Annotated in this window: 14 protein-coding genes and 3 pseudogenes; 6 read left to right on the top strand and 11 right to left on the bottom strand. The window is 70.4% G+C overall.

The window, feature by feature from the left end:
* Positions 1-73 precede the first annotated feature (73 nt).
* Complete coding sequence (locus OOK31_RS06805; protein ID WP_267011419.1) at positions 74-1258, top strand: serine hydrolase; 1185 nt, start codon at positions 74-76, stop codon at positions 1256-1258.
* Positions 1259-1333: 75 nt separating this feature from the next.
* The gene (locus OOK31_RS06800; protein ID WP_267011418.1) at positions 1334-2479 is read left to right on the top strand and encodes a serine hydrolase; all 1146 of its coding nucleotides are present in this window, start codon (positions 1334-1336) and stop codon (positions 2477-2479) included.
* 7 nt (positions 2480-2486) lie between these two features.
* Here the strand turns inward: OOK31_RS06800 and OOK31_RS06795 are convergent, their stop codons facing one another.
* From OOK31_RS06795 to OOK31_RS06780, 4 genes are all read right to left on the bottom strand, one after another.
* Complete coding sequence (locus OOK31_RS06795; RefSeq protein WP_267011417.1) at positions 2487-4136, bottom strand: transposase; 1650 nt, start codon at positions 4134-4136, stop codon at positions 2487-2489.
* Complete coding sequence (locus tag OOK31_RS06790; RefSeq protein ID WP_267011416.1) at positions 4129-4707, bottom strand: IS607 family transposase; 579 nt, start codon at positions 4705-4707, stop codon at positions 4129-4131. Before OOK31_RS06790 ends, OOK31_RS06795 begins: the two co-directional genes overlap by 8 nt.
* Before the next feature lie 199 nt (positions 4708-4906).
* Positions 4907-5830 carry a phosphotransferase family protein gene (locus OOK31_RS06785; protein WP_267011415.1) on the bottom strand — a complete coding sequence of 308 codons (924 nt, stop codon included), beginning with the start codon at positions 5828-5830 and terminating at the stop codon, positions 4907-4909.
* Between the two features lie 349 nt (positions 5831-6179).
* On the bottom strand, positions 6180-7607 hold the full coding sequence (locus OOK31_RS06780) for a PLP-dependent aminotransferase family protein (protein ID WP_267011414.1): 1428 nt from the start codon (positions 7605-7607) through the stop codon (positions 6180-6182).
* Here OOK31_RS06780 and OOK31_RS06775 point away from each other — a divergent pair.
* From OOK31_RS06775 to OOK31_RS39345, 3 genes and pseudogenes are all read left to right on the top strand, one after another.
* A complete protein-coding gene (locus OOK31_RS06775; protein ID WP_267011413.1) occupies positions 7606-8844 on the top strand; it encodes an aminotransferase class V-fold PLP-dependent enzyme in 1239 nt (412 codons plus the stop codon). The genes OOK31_RS06780 and OOK31_RS06775 overlap by 2 nt on opposite strands.
* Complete coding sequence (locus OOK31_RS06770; RefSeq protein ID WP_267011412.1) at positions 8841-10157, top strand: MFS transporter; 1317 nt, start codon at positions 8841-8843, stop codon at positions 10155-10157. The genes OOK31_RS06775 and OOK31_RS06770 overlap by 4 nt, the downstream gene beginning before the upstream one ends.
* A 98-nt stretch (positions 10158-10255) precedes the next feature.
* Positions 10256-10687: pseudogene (locus OOK31_RS39345) on the top strand (tetratricopeptide repeat protein); the annotation flags it as partial.
* Between the two features lie 104 nt (positions 10688-10791).
* Here the strand turns inward: OOK31_RS39345 and OOK31_RS39340 are convergent.
* The 5 genes and pseudogenes from OOK31_RS39340 to OOK31_RS06745 form a co-directional block, all read right to left on the bottom strand.
* A pseudogene (locus tag OOK31_RS39340) lies at positions 10792-10884 on the bottom strand (Chromate resistance protein ChrB); the annotation flags it as partial.
* A gap of 102 nt (positions 10885-10986) precedes the next feature.
* Positions 10987-11763 carry a nucleotidyl transferase AbiEii/AbiGii toxin family protein gene (locus OOK31_RS06760; protein WP_267011410.1) on the bottom strand — a complete coding sequence of 259 codons (777 nt, stop codon included), beginning with the start codon at positions 11761-11763 and terminating at the stop codon, positions 10987-10989.
* Positions 11763-12086, bottom strand: coding sequence for a hypothetical protein (locus OOK31_RS06755; RefSeq protein ID WP_267011409.1), 324 nt, complete (start codon positions 12084-12086; stop codon positions 11763-11765). Before OOK31_RS06755 ends, OOK31_RS06760 begins: the two co-directional genes overlap by 1 nt.
* 294 nt (positions 12087-12380) lie before the next feature.
* A pseudogene (locus OOK31_RS06750) lies at positions 12381-12536 on the bottom strand (CorA family divalent cation transporter); the annotation flags it as partial.
* A gap of 357 nt (positions 12537-12893) precedes the next feature.
* On the bottom strand, positions 12894-13802 hold the full coding sequence (locus OOK31_RS06745) for an alpha/beta hydrolase (RefSeq protein WP_267011408.1): 909 nt from the start codon (positions 13800-13802) through the stop codon (positions 12894-12896).
* Positions 13803-13823: 21 nt separating this feature from the next.
* On the opposite strand from OOK31_RS06745, the gene OOK31_RS06740 reads away from it, so the two are divergent.
* Positions 13824-14285, top strand: a complete 462-nt coding sequence (locus OOK31_RS06740; RefSeq protein ID WP_267011407.1) for an ester cyclase — start codon at positions 13824-13826, stop codon at positions 14283-14285.
* Positions 14286-14630: 345 nt separating this feature from the next.
* On the opposite strand, the gene OOK31_RS06735 is transcribed toward OOK31_RS06740, so the two are convergent.
* Positions 14631-15566 carry an alpha/beta hydrolase gene (locus tag OOK31_RS06735; protein ID WP_267011406.1) on the bottom strand — a complete coding sequence of 312 codons (936 nt, stop codon included), beginning with the start codon at positions 15564-15566 and terminating at the stop codon, positions 14631-14633.
* A 153-nt stretch (positions 15567-15719) separates the two neighbouring features.
* A complete protein-coding gene (locus OOK31_RS06730; RefSeq protein ID WP_267011405.1) occupies positions 15720-16730 on the bottom strand; it encodes a zinc-binding dehydrogenase in 1011 nt (336 codons plus the stop codon).
* Positions 16731-16876: the final 146 nt, after the last annotated feature.

The following is a 16876-nucleotide window of genomic DNA, read 5'->3' as shown; positions in this document are numbered from 1 at the left end:
CGCGATGCGGTCACAGGGCCCTGGAAACCAGGATCGTGCACCGACCGAACGATTCACCAGGAGTTGACGACTCATGCGAGCTCAGACCCGGCAGGGCCTTCCTTCCTCGACCCGGCAGCAGCACGGCGGCAAGCGGCGACGAGCCGTCTCGGCCGCGGCCGCGGTGGCCATCGGCGTCATGACCTTGGGCGCCCTCGCCCCGCCCGCCTCCGCTTCCGCCTCCGCCTCCGCCAGGCCAGACACGGTCCAGCAGGCCCTGAACACGCTGGTGCGCGACGACGGGATGCCCGCCGCGCTGGCGAGCGTCCAAGGCCGTGACGGCCGTACCCGCACCTACACCGCGGGAGTCGGCGACCTGGCCACCGGCTCGAAGGTGCCCAGGGACGGCCAGGTACGGATCGGCAGCAACACCAAGGCGTTCGTCGCGGTCGTCGTCCTCCAGCTGGTCGGCGAGGGGAAGATCGGTCTCGACGCCTTCGTCGACACCTACCTGCCCGGCCTCGTCCGCGGAGAGGGCATCGACGGGCGGCGCATCACCGTCCGCCAGCTCCTCCAGCACACCAGCGGACTCCCCGACTACAGCGTCCACCTCGACGACGACGAGATCAGGAACCGGTACATCGAACCCCGCGAGCTGCTCGACATCGCCTTCCAGCACAAGGCCGACGCGGATCCGGGGAAGACGTGGGGCTACAGCAACACCAACTACGTCCTGGCCGGCCTGATCGTCCAGAAGGTCACCGGCCGCCCCCTGGCCGAGGAGATCGACCGGCGCGTCATCAAGCGCATCGGGCTGCGCCACACCTACTTCCCCGCCCCCGGAGAGAAGACCATCCGAGAGCCGCACCCCCGGGGCTACCACCGCAACCCCGCGGACGGACCGCTGCGCGACTTCACGGAGATGGACCCCTCCTGGGGCTGGGCGGCAGGCCAGTTGATCTCCACCAACTCCGACGTCAACCGCTTCTTCACCGCACTCCTCGCCGGCCGCCTCCTCCCGGCGGCCCAGCTCGCCGAGATGCGCACGACGGTCCCCGCCGGGACCTCAGGCCTCCGCTACGGGCTGGGGCTCACGAGCAGGCCGCTGTCGTGCGGCGGCCTCTACTGGGGCCACGGCGGCGACATCGCGGGCTACGAGACCCGGGGCGGCGTCACCGAAGACGGCCGCGCCGCCAACGTCGCGGTCACCAGCATCCCGACGGACGGGGCGGCCACGCAGCACGTGACGGACGCCGTGGACAGGGCCCTGTGCGGATGAAGGCACCCGGCGACCCCGGCGCCCCGGTGCCCCGGCGACCGAACGACGATCCAACGATTCCTCAGGAGTTGACTCATGCGTGGACAGACCCGGCAACGAGCCCTGCCCGCCGCGGCCGCGGTGGCCATCGGCATCATGACCTTGGGCGCCCTCGCCCCGCCCGCCTCCGCCTCCGCCTCCGCTTCCGCCTCCGCCAGGCCGGACGCCGTCCAGCAGGCCCTGAACACGCTGGTGCGCGACGACGGGATGCCCGCCGCGCTGGCGAGCGTCCAAGGCCGTGACGGCCGTACCCGCACCTATACCGCAGGGCTCGGCGACCTGGCCACCGGTTCGAAGGTGCCCAGGGACGGCCAGGTACGGATCGGCAGCAACACCAAGGCGTTCGTCGCGGTCGTCGTCCTTCAACTGGTCGGCGAGGGGAAGATCGGTCTCGACGCCTTCGTCGACACCTACCTGCCCGGCCTCGTCCGCGGAGAGGGCATCGACGGGCGGCGCATCACCGTCCGCCAGCTCCTCCAACAGACCAGCGGACTCCCCAACTACAGCGACCACCTCGGGGACGACGTCCGCTACTACACCCCCCGCGAACTGCTCGACACGGCCCTCCGGCACCCGGCCGACTTCGACCCCGGGAGGCGTTGGAAGTACAGCAACACCAACTACGTGCTCGCCGGCCTGATCGTCGAGGAGGTCACCAACCGCCCCCTGGCCGAGGAGATCGACCGGCGCGTCATCAAGCGCATCGGGCTGCGCCACACCTACTTCCCCGCCCCCGGTGACGCGAGCATCCGGGAGCCCCACCCCCACGGCTACTACCGGGAACAGGCGGGCGCGCCGCTGCGCGACATCACGGAGATTGACCCCTCCTGGGGCTGGGCGGCAGGCCAGTTGATCTCCACCAACTCCGACCTGAACCGCTTCTTCACCGCACTCCTGGCCGGCCGCCTCCTGCCCTCGGCCCAGCTCGCCCAGATGCGCTCCACCGTCCCCGCCGAGGCGACCTTCGGCCCCGGCGCCCGCTACGGACTCGGACTCGTCAGCCGGCCGCTGCCGTGCGGCGGCCTCTCCTGGGGCCACGGCGGCAGCTTCCCGGGCTACGAGACCCGCGGCGGCGCCACCGACGACGGCCGCGCCGCCAGCGTCGCGGTCACCATGCAGCGCACCGACGAGGCGGGCCGCAGAAACCTCGAACGCGCCGCGGACACCGCCCTGTGCCGCTGAACCGTTCCTAATCAGTGAGCAGGAGTGAGTCTTGGACCCACTGCCCGGCACTGCGCGCATCCCGAACGGTTTTGGATGCGCTGGTCTCCCGCGTTCCCTTTTGGTGACCCGGTCGGCGGCGTGCATCGTGTGCACGCTCCGTGACGGGTGGGCGGGTTTCCTCACGCTCCCGGTCACCTGGTCCGGCCTGGACGGTCCGATGCCCAGCACCATCACTCTGGTGATGCCGGGGCGGTGCCGTCCGTCGCCGGATCGGGTGTCCGAGGGCGCGTCGCCCGATCGCGATACCAGCGGCATCGTGACGGGACATCTTTCGGCGCGGGGCGGTCAGCGGCTTGCGCCAGTGCTGATCGCCCCACATCGAGGTGTAGGCCGGGTCCACGGCCACGATGGACATGTCGCTCTCGGCGGCCATCGACACGAGCCGGGTTTTGAGTTTGCCGGTGGGGATGCCGGAGATGAGCTGCCGGAAGCGCTTCTTGCGTCCGTGCTTCTCGCGGGTCTTCTCGGCGGTGAAGTCGAGGTCCTCGATCGCGATGGCAGCCACACCGCAGGACTTGGCCCAGTGCAGGACTTGGGTGATGGCGTGCCGGATCTGTGCGTCGCGGTGGTTCGCCGAACCACTGAGGTCGTAGGGGAAGCGGTGCGGGTCGCCGATCGGGTTGCCGTGGGCGTCGAGGCGGTAGGCGGCGAAGTGGTCGGCGTTCGTGTCCACGCCGATCACGCCCTTGGCGCGGGCCGTGGCCAGCGGCATGGTCTGGACGACGGGGCGTTGCCAGGACGCGGTGAGGTACCAGCGCCCGCGTTCCACGTCGAGGTGGATGCGGTAGGCGACGGCCCGGTTCGCTTCCACACGGTCGGCCCACTCCTCGCCCCGGTGCGCGAACGCGGTCTTCGAGGCCAGGGCATACCGGCCGTGCTTGGCGTTCGCCAGGTGCGCGAGCGGCGCGGGCAGCTTGATGCTGACCTCGCCGGCGGCCGTGACGCGGATGGTCTCGTTCCCGAACGGCTTTCCAGACTCGCCGTCGGCGGCGAGGAACCAGCGCTCGGCTTCCCACCGTTCCCGCCACTCGGGCTCGGTGAGCTGCGCGGCGGACAGGTTGTGCCGGGTGTTGAGCAACTTCCGGCTACCGCGCACGACGTGCACGACTGCGGCCTCACGTTCAGCGCGAGCGACATCGAGGCGGTGTTCCAGCGTTGCCAGGCGTCGGGTTTTCTGGAACCACTCGCCCTTGGAGCGGTAGCCGCCCGCAGCGCGCTTGGTGCCCTTCTCCCCGAGCGGGAGGGACAGACGGTGCATCAGGGTCCGCACACCGGCTTCGAGGTTCTGGATGTGGGCGAGCTGGCACCGGCGCGAGAGCGCCCACTGATCGTGGGAGGTCTTCGTGATCGACCCGGCCCACCGCGACGACGAGGCGGCGGTCAGGCCCTGCTTCCGGGCCGCCCACGTATCGGTGGAGTGGTCGCTGCCGTCACGGCAGCGGGACGCCAGATCGCGGGATGCCAGGGAGCCGAGGTGCTCGCCGACCAGGCGCAGCACCTTGTCGTCCTCGGGTGTGAGGTGCTTGAGGCGGTCGCGTATCGCGACACCGGACGGACCGAGGGCGACGAACGGCGCGTCGATGGTGCGGAGCTGCTTCTTCTTCGGCTCAGTCATCGGCGGCAGCCGCCTCAAGAGCCTTCATTGCCCGGTTCTTCGCGGAGCGGCGCCCGTACAGGCGGGCACAGAACGAGGTCAGGACATCCACGATGTCCTGCACCAGGTCGTCATCGACTTCGCCTTCGTCCAGGACGACCAGGCGGCGTCCGGTCGCGGACAGCGCGGCCTCGACCAGCTCGACGTTCATCCGGCCGAGCCGGTCTTTGTGCTCCACCACCACGGTGGTCACAGCCGGGTCGGCCAGCAGACGACGGGCCTTCGTACGGCCGCCGTTCATACCCGAGGCGATCTCGGATTCGATCCGCACCACCCGGTGACCGGCCTTCGCCGCCCACTCGGACAGCCGGGCCGTCTGACGTTCCAGGTCGGCCTTCTGATCGTGGGAGGAGACGCGGGCATACAGACCCACACCGCCAGTCACAACCGGTGACGAGTTCGCCTCGATGTTCACCAGGATCGTGCGCGGCCCGACCCGCTCAGCGGGGACCGGCAACGTGCCCTCACGGAACCAGCGGTACGCGGTATGCGGATGCACACCGTTCACTTTCGCCCACTCCTTGAGGTTCACGCAGCGATCGTAACACCCACTCAAAGGCGCCAAAGCACACTAGAGTTGACCTAATCCGGAGCAGTTCCGTACCCCTCCGAGGGCGTTCCGCGCCCCGTCTCCGAACGCCCCGCCGGGCGCGACCGCCGGCGCGGCTATGCGGATGCGGATGCGGCCTGGTCAGGGGAGCGGAAGGGCCGGGAGGGGACGTGGGTCGTGTTCACTCGGTGCCGAACCACGTCTCGGCGAGCGAGTCGAGGGTGGGCTCGGGCGGTTCGGGCAGGTCCTTGAAGTACCGCGGCAGGTTGCTGTAGACGTGGAGCAGTGTGTGCGCGAGGAGTTCGCGCGGGTCGAACTCGTGCCCGTACGCCTTCAGGACCCGTCCCAGCAGGCGCGGGTCGCCGCAGGACACGTACAGGCCGACGCCTACGAAGTCGTACGCGCGATCCCCGATCATGGCCGGTTCGAAGTCGATGAGTCCGGTCAGCCGCCAGTCGTCGGGATCGACGATCAAGTGCTGCCGCATGACTTCGGTGTGCAGCAGGGAGTGGGGCCGGTCCGTGGCGAGCGGGACGGAGTCCAGGAAGTCCGGGATCTGCTCCAGCCACTGCTCCGGCAGGTCCCGTTCGCGCTGCCGCCCGACGGCTCGGGCGCGGCGCTCCGCCAGGGCGGTGTCCCAGTTCTCGGGCCCCAGGACATCGGTGAGGGGTGCGGGGTCGAGCGAGTGCAGGACGGCCAGGGCTTCCCCGACTTCGGTGGTGATGCGGTCCCGGTCGGCTTCCGGGATCCGCGGCCAGGCCTTCGCGAGGCCCTGCCCCGGAAGCTGTGACATCAGGACGTAGCGCCAGCCGTTCTCGTACTCCCCGAACTCCAGCAACTCCGGTACGGGGATCGGCAGACGTCCCTGGAGGTACTCCAGAACCCGGTGCTCCGTGACGGCGTCCTGGATCCACATACGGGGAAAGAGTTTGAGGACGTGGCGGTCCCCGAGCGCGTAGACGGGCTGCGAGCCGTCGGGGTACCGAACGGGCTGGACATCGGCGAGGCCGAGGCGGGCGCAGAGGTCCTCCACGCCGGGCCGCAGTGCTTCGTCGTCCGGGACGACTGTGTCCCACTGTTCGTCTGTGTCCACGGCAGGCAGCATGCTCGTCACGGTATAGCGGGGGCGATGCGTTCGTAAAGATCTTCCGTGAGCGGACGGTCCCGCCGGTGCCCCGGGCAGTCCGCAGGCTGCCGCGAGCGGATGGCTGGTCTTGTGTTTGCGCTGGTGAGCGCGATGTGTTCGGCATGAGCGGCGCTCCGTTGCCATCGATGAGAACCCAAGCCGGGAGCAAACAACGGGACTTCGGAAGTTCGCCGGCCTGCCGCGACATGCGGACGCTCGGCGGCTGGCCAGGGGCGACGGCGCGAGGCCCGACCAACGACGTGGGCCGTTCACGCCGACGCACTTCCACTGCGACTCGGCCTACCGAGGCCGATGTCTGTCATGCGCCTCACGCCAGCCCAGGGCCGACATCCGCAAACGCGGCTCCCAGCCGACGTGCACCCTCGGTCAGCTCGGCGTGATCGGCCGTCGCGGCGAACCCGATCCTCAGGTGAGCCGCCGGCGGCTCGGTGGCGAAGTAGCGACTGCCGGCGCTCACGGCGACGCCGCGCCGGCGGGCGGCGCTGGTGAGGACGGTGTCCTCCACGCCGGGCGGCAGGCGAACCCACAGGTGCAGTCCGCCCGTGGGCAGTCCGGCCAAGGTCGCACCGGGGATCTCCTGGCTGACCGCGGCGGCCAGCGTGGCGCACCGCTCCCGCAGCGCCGTACCGAGAGCGCGGACGTGCCGGTCCCAGGAGGGGGAACTGAGCACTTCCAGCGCGGCTTCCTGGAGCGGACGCGTGACGAAGAAGTCGTCGACCAGGCGCACCGCCCGCATGCGCTCCATGACGGGTCCGCGGGCCACCAGCACCCCGATCCGCAGGCTCGGTGCGGCGGGCTTGGTGAGTGAGGTGACGTGGACGACCGTGCCGTCGCGGTCGTCGGCGACCAGCGGTCGCGGCACGGCGCCGCCGTGTCCCAGGTGCCGTGCGAAGTCGTCCTCGAGCACGAACGCGCCCGAGGCGCGCGCCACATCGAGGATCTGGCGGCGCCGTTCGGGCGTGAGTACGGTGCCGGTCGGATTCTGGAAGGTCGGCTGGCAGTACAGCAGCCGTGCGCCGGTCATCGCGAACGCGTCGGCCAGCATGTCGGGCCGCAGGCCGTCGGCGTCGAGCGGTACCGGAACCGGCCGCAGCCCCGCGGCGCGGGCGGCGGCCAGGGCCCGGGGATAGGTGGGGGACTCCACCAGGACCGGGCTGCCGGGCCCGGCGATGGCGCGGAACGCGATCGACAGGGCGCTCTGCCCGCCGGCGGTGACCAGTACGTCCTCCGGCGTCACGCTGCCGCCGACGATCTGGGCGAACACGGTGCGCAGTGCCATCAGGCCGCCGGCCGGGGCGCGGTCCCAGGCGTCCGGACGGCGTGCCGCCCGTGCGAGCGCCGCGCTCAGGGCCCGGGTGGGCTGGAGCGAGCGGTGCACGTAGCCGCCGTCCATCGTGATCGTCCCGGCCGGTGGAGGGCCGAGCGGGTCGGCGATCAGGTGGGTGTCGACGGCGCGGTCGGTGAGGGCGACCGTCTGCCAGTCGGTATCCGTGTCATTGCCGCCGGCCGCGTCGCGGAGCCGGCCCCGCTGCGCCGCGAACGTCCCGCTGCCCGGACGGGTCACCACCGCGCCCTCGGCGGCAAGTGCGGCGATGGCCCGCGCCACTGTCGCCGGGCCGACCCGGTACTCCTTGATCAGCTCCCGGCTGCTCGGCAGCCGGTCGCCGGGCGACAGCCTGGAGACCAGCGCACGGAGACTGTCGGCCAACTCCCCGGAAGTGCTACCGTCATTCATGAGAGACAACAGTAGCGCTTCTGGTCCTGGTCAGGAAGCACTTCGGCTGGACGTCGCCGCTCTGCGGGCCGACACACCGGGGTGCCGCCAGGTCATCCACTTCAACAACGCGGGCTGCGGACTGCTCCCGGCGCCCGTGACGGACGCGATGGTCGGCCATCTGAACCTAGAAGCCCGGCTGGGTGGTTACGAGGCCGCGGCCGCACGCGCCGCCGAAGTCCGCGGGTTCTACACGGAGATGGCCGCCCTCATCAACACCACACCCGACAACATCGCCTTTGCGGGCAGCGCCACCCACGCCTACGCCAATGCCCTGTCCTCGATCCCGTTCGAGACCGACGACGTCATCCTCACCACCCGCGACGACTTCATCTCCAACCAGATCGCCTTCCTCTCCCTGCGCAAGCGGTTCGGCGTACGCATCGTCCACGCACCCAACACGCGGGAGGGCGGGGTCGATGTGGAGGCGATGGCCGCGCTGATGCGGACCCACCGCCCCCGCCTGGTGTCCGCCACCCATGTCCCCACCAACTCGGGCCTCGTCTCGCCCGTCGCCGAAATCGGCCGTCACTGCCGGGAACTGGACCTGCTCTACCTGGTCGATGCCTGCCAGTCGGTGGGTCAGTTCGTCATCGACGTGGAGGAGATCGGCTGCGACCTCCTCACCGCCACTTGCCGCAAGTTCCTCCGCGGCCCGCGCGGTTCCGGATTCCTGTACGTATCCGATCGCGTCCTGCGCGCGGGCTACGAACCGCTGTTCATCGACATGCACGGGGCCCGCTGGACCGAGGCGGGCGGCTACGAGCCCGTGGCGACGGCGGCCCGGTTCGAGGAGTGGGAGTTCCCGTACGCCACGGTGCTCGGCAGCGCCGCTGCTACGCGCTACGCCCGCAAGGTCGGCATCGAGGCCATCGAGCAGCGCACCCCGGCGCTCGCGGCCCGCCTGCGCGACCGGCTCGCACCGGTCCCGGGGGTGCGCCTGCTCGACCGCGGCCCGCGTCTTGCCGCGCTCGTCACGTTCGACGCAGCGGGCTGGCAGCCGCAACCGTTCAAGGCGGCCATGGACGCCCACGGCATCAACTCGGCCCTCAGCTTCCGTGAGTTCGCACAGTTCGACTTCGGGGACAAGGACGTCGACTGGTGCCTGCGCCTGTCGCCGCACTACTACAACACCGAGGAAGAAGTGGACCACGTGGCGGACGTGGTCGCGGACCTCGCCGGCCAGGGACGGCGATGACCGCCACGCAGACACGCGCCGAGGAACCGTCCACGGAGAGCCTCTGGCGCCACGGCGACTTCCTCAAGTTCTGGCTCGGCGAGACCCTTTCGCTCCTCGGCACCCAGGTCACGAACCTCGCGCTGCCGCTCACCGCCATCATCGCCTTCAACGCCACCGACGAGCAGGTCGGCCTCCTGCGCTTCCTGCAGCTCGTCCCGTATCTCGGGCTCGCCCTGGTCTTCGGGGTGTGGGTGGACCGGGCCAGACGGCGGCCGATCATGCTCGGCGCCAACCTCGTTCGGATGATCCTGCTGGCTCTCGTCCCCGTCCTGTACTGGACGGACGCGCTCAGCATGGGCTCGCTGCTGGTGATCGCCTGCGCCGTCGGCGTCGCCTCGGTGCTGTTCGACGTGAGCTGGATGTCGTACGTACCCACTCTCGTACGCGACCCCGAGCGCTATGTGGAAGCCAGCGCCAAGATGGGGATGAGCTCATCGGCGGCCGATGTGGCGGGGCCCGGACTCGCGGGCGTCCTGGTCGGCGCCCTGACCGCGCCCGTGGCGCTGATCGCCGACGCGTTCTCCTATTTGGTGTCCCTGATCTCGCTGCTCGTCATTCGCACGCCCGAGCCCCGCCCCGAACCGCCGGCCGCACGGCGGCACCTGCCGACCGAACTCCGGGACGGCTTGCGCTGGGTGCTGAAGAACCCGGTGCTGCGGTCGCTGGCCCTGATCGGGTTCTGCTGCAACTTCTCCATGGTCACCGTGTGGACGATGTTCCTCCTGTACGGGTCACGGGACCTGCACCTGGGCTCGACGACGCTCGGCGGAATCTTCGCCACTGCCTCCGTGGGCGGTCTGATCGGCGCGGCGATCTCCCGGAAGGTCATCCGGCGCTTCCGGCTCGGGCTGGTCTATCTCGGCGCCCAGTCGGCCCTCCTCATCGGCCCGACGCTGATCGCCCTGGCCACCGGCCCCCGGCCGGTGATGGTGGGGACTTTCGTCCTCTCCTTCTTCACCACCTACCTCGGGCTCGGCGTCGCCGGCGTCGTCATCGTCAGCCTGCGCCAGGCCAGTACCCCGCAGTCGATGATGGGCCGGATGACGGCGGTCTTCCGCACCCTGCTCTTTGGCGGCGGCGCACTCGGAGGCCTGTTCGCGGGCCTGCTGTCCGGCCGGATCGGCGCCCGGGGGGCATTGACCGTGGCGGCGATCGGTTCCGCCGCCGTGCTGATCGCGCTCGTCCTGTCCCCGGTGAGCCGACTACGTGGCCTGCCGTCGGCACCGGAAGAACCCGTCACGGCGGCAACGGACGGTCAGGCCGCCGGCTGACATGGAGCACGTCGAGGGCCCCACCGCGAACGGTGGGGCCCTGCCGCAAGGTCTGTGGTGAGGCGCCGGCGGAGGATACGCGCAGTTGATCAGCGGTCGTGCTCTGCTCGCTACAGCCAGTCGCGCTTCTTGAAGAATACGTAGAGGCTGACGGGAGCACCCTGGCCGCTCACTGGGCGGCCAACCGGGCCGGCGCCCTCGGCCTGACGCCGATCCGCTGGATCACCGCGGACAGTCCGGCGTCGAGCAGGGCCTCGCCGCTCTGGGGATGGCCCTCCAGAGCCCTCGCGCACCACGAACGGACGCTGGGCCCCGACCACATCGACACGGTCGCCTGCCGTCACAACCTGGCCAGGGCCTACGAGGAGGGCGGCGACCTGAAGCGAGCCATTCCGCTCTACGAACGGGCCCTGCAAGACGCGGAACGCACCCTCGGCGAAACGCACCCCCTCACCCTCGCCAGTCGCAACAACCTTGCCGACGCCCACCGGGCGGCCGGCAGCACGGACCGGGCTCTCGACCTGCTCGAGCAGAACGTCGCCTTGGGCCTGCTGCAGGGCACGGACGAGCTCAGCACCCTCGCGGCCATCACCAACTCGCAAACCGCGGTGCACTTCCGCAGCCGCTCGCCGGCCTCGGCCGCCTCCGGAGCCCCGAGCACGTCGCGGGCGGTCAGGTCCTGGTGCCATCGGCGCAGCCGCTCCAGGCCCTGCTCCTCCTCTTCCAGCTCGGCGAGGGTGAACCTGCCGATCCGGATCTCCTTGGCGATTGCGCGCTCGTGGCAGCCGAAGAAGGCCCGACTGCAGAGGCGGGATGCACCGCCGAGCCCCTAGTGCCGCCTGCCGGGGCCCGGGCCTGGGGGAGACAGCGACGGAGGCAGCGGACCGCTGATCGGGTTCCCCGGACGCTCCACTGACGACTCGGCCTGGGCCGAGTTGCTGCTGACTGCTTCTGCACGCATGAGGTTCATGAGTTCGCGGTGCCAGTCGGCGAATTCCTCGCGGATGGCATGCGCAGCCTTGTAGTCGAGGCCGTAGGCGGCGAACTGTCTGTCGGTGTGATGTCCGACCCGGGAGAGGGCGGACGCGTACTCGTCGAGGTTGGGCTCGGCCTCGTTCTGCGCGGTGAGTTCGAGAAGCCGTCCGCGGGTGTAGCCGGCGTCGAGGAGCGCCTTGACATCGATGGCATCCCGGACTTCGGCGCGGCCGAAAAGAGCGCCGGTCTTGGCGGCGGCCAGGTCGTCGAGGTGGAGGACCGGGCCGAGGTCCGATTCGACCGGCGGGTGGTGCAGCAGGTCACCGACCAGTTCCACCTTGGACTGGGCGCCGGAGGCGGGATCGGTGACGTTCAGGCGGGCGTACACCTGCGCCTGCTGGGTGACCTGGACCAGGTACCCGGCCGTCCGGTACGCCTCGGAGAGGCGTGTGATTGCCTGTGGCAGCTCGCTCTCGGCGCGTCCGATCGGGGTGAACAGGTCGACGTCGTCACTGACGCGGCTGACGAGACGATGGGCCTGGACGGCGTATCCGCCGGCGAGCCGGTAGCCAAAGTCCTCGGCGAGTGCTTCCAGGCCGATGCGGATGAGCCGATGGTGCAGGTCTTCCACTACGCGGCCGCCGCCGTGCTGGCGAGTTCGGGGAAGCGGGCTTCCCAGGCGGCCCTCGCCGGCCCGGGCAGGAACAGTTTCCGCCAGCGGCTCCGCAGCACGTCGGCATTGAGGTGGGTGTGCAGGTCTTCGGGCGTCTGCGCCTCGCGGATCACCCGCTCGTACATCAGCAGGACGTCGGCGACGTCGGCCAGGTCGTACTCGTAGTGCGGACCCCAGTCCAGGTGCCGGGGCAGGACCACGCTGCCGTACGCCGGCCCGCTCAGCTCGCTGAGGGAGCCCGGCAGGGTGTACGGCCGGAGCTGTGCGTACCTGCTGCTCATGCTCACCAGCATGCCCGAAACGGGGGCCCCGCGGTACGCATACCTGCGATATCGGCGCTCCCGGGAGCCCGTCGAGGCGGAGCGCGTGGCGCGTCCGACTTCGAGATGGAGGTCACTGTCTGTGATGCGCCGCAGGGTCTGCGGGCTCTGCAGGGAGCGCTGAACGGAAGCCGGACCGGCTCGTTGCGGCGGACGCAAGGTGCCGACGCCATTCGATTCTCCCCGGATTCCCCCAGAGCTTTCCCGAGCCACAAAAGGCCTGGTCAGAGGCCTGTCGAAGGCAACGTGAGGAGATCACCCGCATCTATTCCCCATGAGGCAGATCGCAAGGGGGTATCCGAAGCTCCAACCCAACTCAGGCATGGACTCGAAGTTCATGCCGTAGATGGTGCCGACCAGGGTGGGGGCGAAGAGGATGGCGGCCCACGAGGAGATCTTCTTGAAGTCGTCACCCGCACGCCGCTGACCTGCGAAAATTCGCTGCACAGGTCGTCTGACCTGCAGTGATCGACCTTTCGGAGTCTTTCACTCTGCTGCCCGTATATGCAGCCGATTCCCCCCAGCCGCCCCCCGACGAGGCCTCATTCCCCCCGGATTCCCCCCAGCGGAGGCAGCTTGCGGCGACCGTCAACGGCCGCCCCGGCGTCATCTCCTGGTGCGAAGACGGCACCCCCTATCCCTCCTCGCCTTCACCGTTGCCGACGGCCGCGCCACCGAGATCACCACGGTGATCGGCCCGGCCGAACTCGTCACTTCGCGGCGACTTCGGGAGCACAGGGCCAGGATGACGAGCTCAGTGCCAAGCGTTCAGGCGAGGCCGGTCTTGAGTGCAGCGAGGGAGTCGTCCAGCGCTCTCGCCGCGGCGGGCACGTGCGGGGCGAGGGTGCAGAAGGCGTGGACCAGGTCCTCGTGGTTGTGGTGTTCGACCGGGACGCCGGCTGCCCGGAGCAGTTGGGCGTAGCGGATGCCTTCGTCGCGGATGGCGTCGCCTTGGACTGTGGCGATGTAAGCGGGCGGCAGGCCGGCGTGGCTTTCGGCGTAGGCGGGTGCGGCGCCAGAGGTCTTGGGGTCGCGCTCGCCCAGGTACCAGCCAGCACTCAGCTCGACGGCGCGGCGGGGCAGGACGGGTGCGTCGGCATTCTCCGCCTCCGAGGGCAGGGTGGGGTCGATGTGCGTGCACGGGTACCACAGCAACTGGAAGCGCAGCGGTGGCCCACCGGCGTCGCGGGCGCGCAGGGCGACCATGGCGGCCAGGTTCCCGCCGGCCGAGTCGCCGGCCACGGCGATGCGGTCCGGGTCCCCGCCGAGTTCGCCGGCGTGGGCGGCGGTCCAGTGCAGCGCGGTGAACGCGTCCTCCACCGCCGCCGGGTAAGGGTCCTCGGGGGCGAGCCGGTAGTCGACGGAGGCCACGACTGCGCCTGCTTGGTGGGCGATGGTGCGGGCGACGCTGTCGTGAGTGTCGAGGTTGCCCATGAAGAACCCGCCCCCGTGGTAGTACACGACCATCGGCAGGCCGGCCGGGTCGGCCTGAGGCCAGTAGATGCGCACGCCCACCCCGTCGGCGCGGCGGTCCTCGATGCGCGGCAGCTCTACGACGCGCCGCTGTGCGATGGCGTTCGCGATGTTGGCGCGGCGCAGTTCCTCCAGCGGAACCGTATCGAAGTCGGTCGCCGGCATATCGGCGAGCAGTTTCTGCAGAGTCGGATCCAGTGGCACGGCTCGCTCAATCCTCTCGCGTTGGACAGCAGCTTCCAGCGCCCCACCGTGAACGACGCTCGCGCCGGGGTCCAGGCCCCACGCCGGTCACCGCTGCCGACCACGATGATCTCGGGAAGCTGGGCCATGGAGCACTACGTGCCCGGGTGCCCCGACCCGCTGCAGGGCCGGGCGATCTGGCATCAGGGCACCAAGATGATGAAGGACGCGTTCCCCGACCTGAAGATCAGCGTCCAGGACATGTTCGGCGTCGGCGACAAGGTGACCGTGCTGGTCCGCTTCGAAGGCACGCACCAGGGCCCGTTCCAGCAGTTCGAGGCCACGGGCCGCCAGGTCGGCTACCGAAGTGTCGAGGTGTGTCGCTTCGAGGGCGACCAGATTGCGGAGGAGTGGGTCGCTCCGGACCTGCTCAGCCTCATGCAGCAGATCTCGGCCGCCCCGCCGACCGCTGACACCGGCCGGTCCGAGCGCACGGCCTCGTAGGGCCGGGCCGGCTTCTCCCACATCGCCGCCTCGGTCGACCAGTCGCCCTCCGGTGGGGCCTTGACCACAGCCGCACCGTCGGAGATCGCCTCCCGCGGCACGGTCTCCTCCAGCGCAGCCCGCACAGTGGCCGCGTCCAGCTCACGGTTGAGGACCTTCGACGCTTTGCCCAGGATGCGGGCGCCTTCTTCAGCTGAGGCGTCGCCGGCAAGAGCCGTCCCATCGGGACGGCGAGTGGGAACGCATTCCTCGTCGGCAGCCGGCTGGCCGGGTATCAGGGCCGGTACGTGCTTGCCCTTGGCGCCGCGTGCACCGGTGGCGCGATCCGCGCCGGAGCGGGAGTGGTCAGCTGAGTCGTTCCTTGAGTTGGGCGTACAGCTCGGTGACGGCGGCGTCGGCGGCCGGGGAGACGGGGAAGAGGTTGAGGAAGGCGTGGATCAGTCCGTCGTAGCTGCGGGCGAAGACGTCCACGCCGGCGTCGGTGAGGGCTTCGGCGTAGGCGTTGCCCTCGTCGCGCAGGGGGTCGTACTGGGCGGTGCCGATGACTGCGGGGGCGAGGCCGGTGAAGTTCTCGGCGCGCAGCGGGGAGACCTGCCAGGAGCCGCGAACGGCGGGGTCGTCGCCCGCGTAGAGGTGCTGGATGTCCAGGACGTCTTGCTGGGAGAGGACGTAGCCCGTGGCGTTCTCGGTGCGCGAGGGGTAGTCGCCGATGAAGTCGGTGGCGGGGTAGACCAGGAGTTGTGCGGCGAGCGGTCGGCCTTCGTCGCGGAAGGTGAGGGCGACGGCGGCGGCCAGGTTGCCTCCGGCGCTGTCACCGGCCACGGCGAGGCGGTCGCGGCGGCCGCCGTAGTCGTCGATGTGGTCAGCGATGCGGTGGGCGGCGGCGAGGCAGTCGTCGTAGGCGGCGGGGAAGGGGTGCCCGGGGGCCAGGCGGTAGTCGACGGCCACGACCACCGCGTGCACGTCGCGGCACATCCGCCGGGTGACGTCGTCATGGCTGTCGAGGTCGCCGGTGAGCCAGCCGCCGCCGTGGAAGAAGACCACCGTGGGAACGGGTCCACCCCGGTCGGGCCGGTAGACGCGGACGGGGATCCGCCCGGCGGGTCCGGGGACGGTGGTGTCCTGCACGGAGCCGACCTCGATCGGCTCCGGCAGCGCGAGGCCTGCGCCCATCTGGCGGTTCACCTCGCGCAGCACCTCGGGATCGGTGTCGATGATCCTGGGGGCGGGGTGGGCGTTGACCTGGTCGAGTACGGCGGCGATGGACGGGTCGACGGGCATGGGGCACCTTTCTTCGGCGGGACGTGTCGGGACACGCGAGGGAGTGGCGGTTCGGGTCTTTGCCTCGCATCGTGCGGTCACGGTGCGGATGCCGCTACCGGAGACGGACGGGCGAGCAGCGGCCGCCCCGGCGGCGCGGGTGGGAGACGGGGGTCAGGGGCGCAGGACCAGGCGGATCGGGTCGCCTTCCTTGGTGCGCAGGCGCTGGACGGCCTTGGCGGCGTCGGCGAGCGGCAGCACGTCGGTGATGGAGCGGGAAAAGTCCAGCCGGCCGCCTTGGGTCAGGGCGATCAGCTGCGGGACGGCGTGGTCCTCGGAGCCGTAGTGGCCGAGGATCCGGTGCTGGAGGTAGCTGAAGAGCGTGCCGTTGGCGACGGTCAGCGGCTTGATGGTCAGGCCGACCAGGACCAGTTGTCCCTGGGGTGCGAGGACGGTCAGGGCCTGCTCACGGACGGCGGCGACGCCGGCGAAGTCGAAGGCGACCTCCAGTGCCCGGTAGCCGGTGGCCTCCATGATCTGTATGCGCAGCAAAGGGTCGGCCGGGTCCAGGGCCAGGTCGGCCCCGAAGTCCAGGGCCCGCCGGCGGGCGGCCGGTGCCGGGTCGACGGCGATGATCGGATGGGCCCCGACGGTGCGCAGCAGCTGGACGGCGTGGGCGCCGAGCCCGCCGACGCCCCAGACGCCGACGGCCTGAGCCGGGCGGACTCCGGCGGTGGTGGTGACGGCTCCCCAGGGGGTGGAGACCGCGTCCGGGATGATCGCTCCCTGCTCGAAGGGGATCGAGTCGGGCAATGCGAACAGAGTGTCGACACGGGCCAGCGCGTACTCGGCCCAGCCGCCGTCGTAGTCGACGCCTCGGGTGAGGAGGCGGTCGCCGCGGACCTCGCCGGCCTGCAGCACGACCCGCTGCCCAACCGTCCAGCCGGTCACATCCGGTCCGAGCGCGGCGATCGTCCCGGCGACCTCGTGTCCGAGGGTGACGGTGTCGCCGTGCAGGTGGGCCGGTGTGAGGGTGCCGTCGATCAGGTGGACGTCGGACAGGCACACGCCGGCCGCCGCGACCTTCACCAGTACCTGCCCTGGGCCGGGGACCGGCTTGGGCGCGTCCTGGACGGTCAGTGTGCGGGAGGGGATGTGCAGCCGTGCGGCGCGCATGAGGTCCATGGCGGTTCGTCCGTTCCGGGTCGGTGGACTGCGAGCTATCGCAAGTCGTCTTGCTTTAGAACGTACGCCTGCCGGTTCCATATCGCAAGGAGACTTGCGTTAGGCTGCTGTCATGACGGGTGAAAGAGGCGAAAGAGAAGCGCCGC

This window comes from Streptomyces sp. NBC_00249 (genome assembly GCF_026342355.1).
GTDB lineage: Bacteria > Actinomycetota > Actinomycetes > Streptomycetales > Streptomycetaceae > Streptomyces.
This window is presented reverse-complemented; position numbering and strand designations above follow the sequence as displayed.

Coding starts and splice junctions, on each gene's coding strand:
- OOK31_RS06775 (WP_267011413.1), top strand. CDS start 7,606: ATGAGAGACAACAGTAGCGCTTCTGGTCCTGGTCAGGAAGCACTTCGG.
- OOK31_RS06780 (WP_267011414.1), bottom strand. CDS start 7,607: ATGAATGACGGTAGCACTTCCGGGGAGTTGGCCGACAGTCTCCGTGCG.
- OOK31_RS06795 (WP_267011417.1), bottom strand. CDS start 4,136: ATGACTGAGCCGAAGAAGAAGCAGCTCCGCACCATCGACGCGCCGTTC.
- OOK31_RS06735 (WP_267011406.1), bottom strand. CDS start 15,566: ATGCCCGTCGACCCGTCCATCGCCGCCGTACTCGACCAGGTCAACGCC.
- OOK31_RS06785 (WP_267011415.1), bottom strand. CDS start 5,830: ATGCTGCCTGCCGTGGACACAGACGAACAGTGGGACACAGTCGTCCCG.
- OOK31_RS06755 (WP_267011409.1), bottom strand. CDS start 12,086: ATGAGCAGCAGGTACGCACAGCTCCGGCCGTACACCCTGCCGGGCTCC.
- OOK31_RS06805 (WP_267011419.1), top strand. CDS start 74: ATGCGAGCTCAGACCCGGCAGGGCCTTCCTTCCTCGACCCGGCAGCAG.
- OOK31_RS06800 (WP_267011418.1), top strand. CDS start 1,334: ATGCGTGGACAGACCCGGCAACGAGCCCTGCCCGCCGCGGCCGCGGTG.
- OOK31_RS06730 (WP_267011405.1), bottom strand. CDS start 16,730: ATGGACCTCATGCGCGCCGCACGGCTGCACATCCCCTCCCGCACACTG.
- OOK31_RS06770 (WP_267011412.1), top strand. CDS start 8,841: ATGACCGCCACGCAGACACGCGCCGAGGAACCGTCCACGGAGAGCCTC.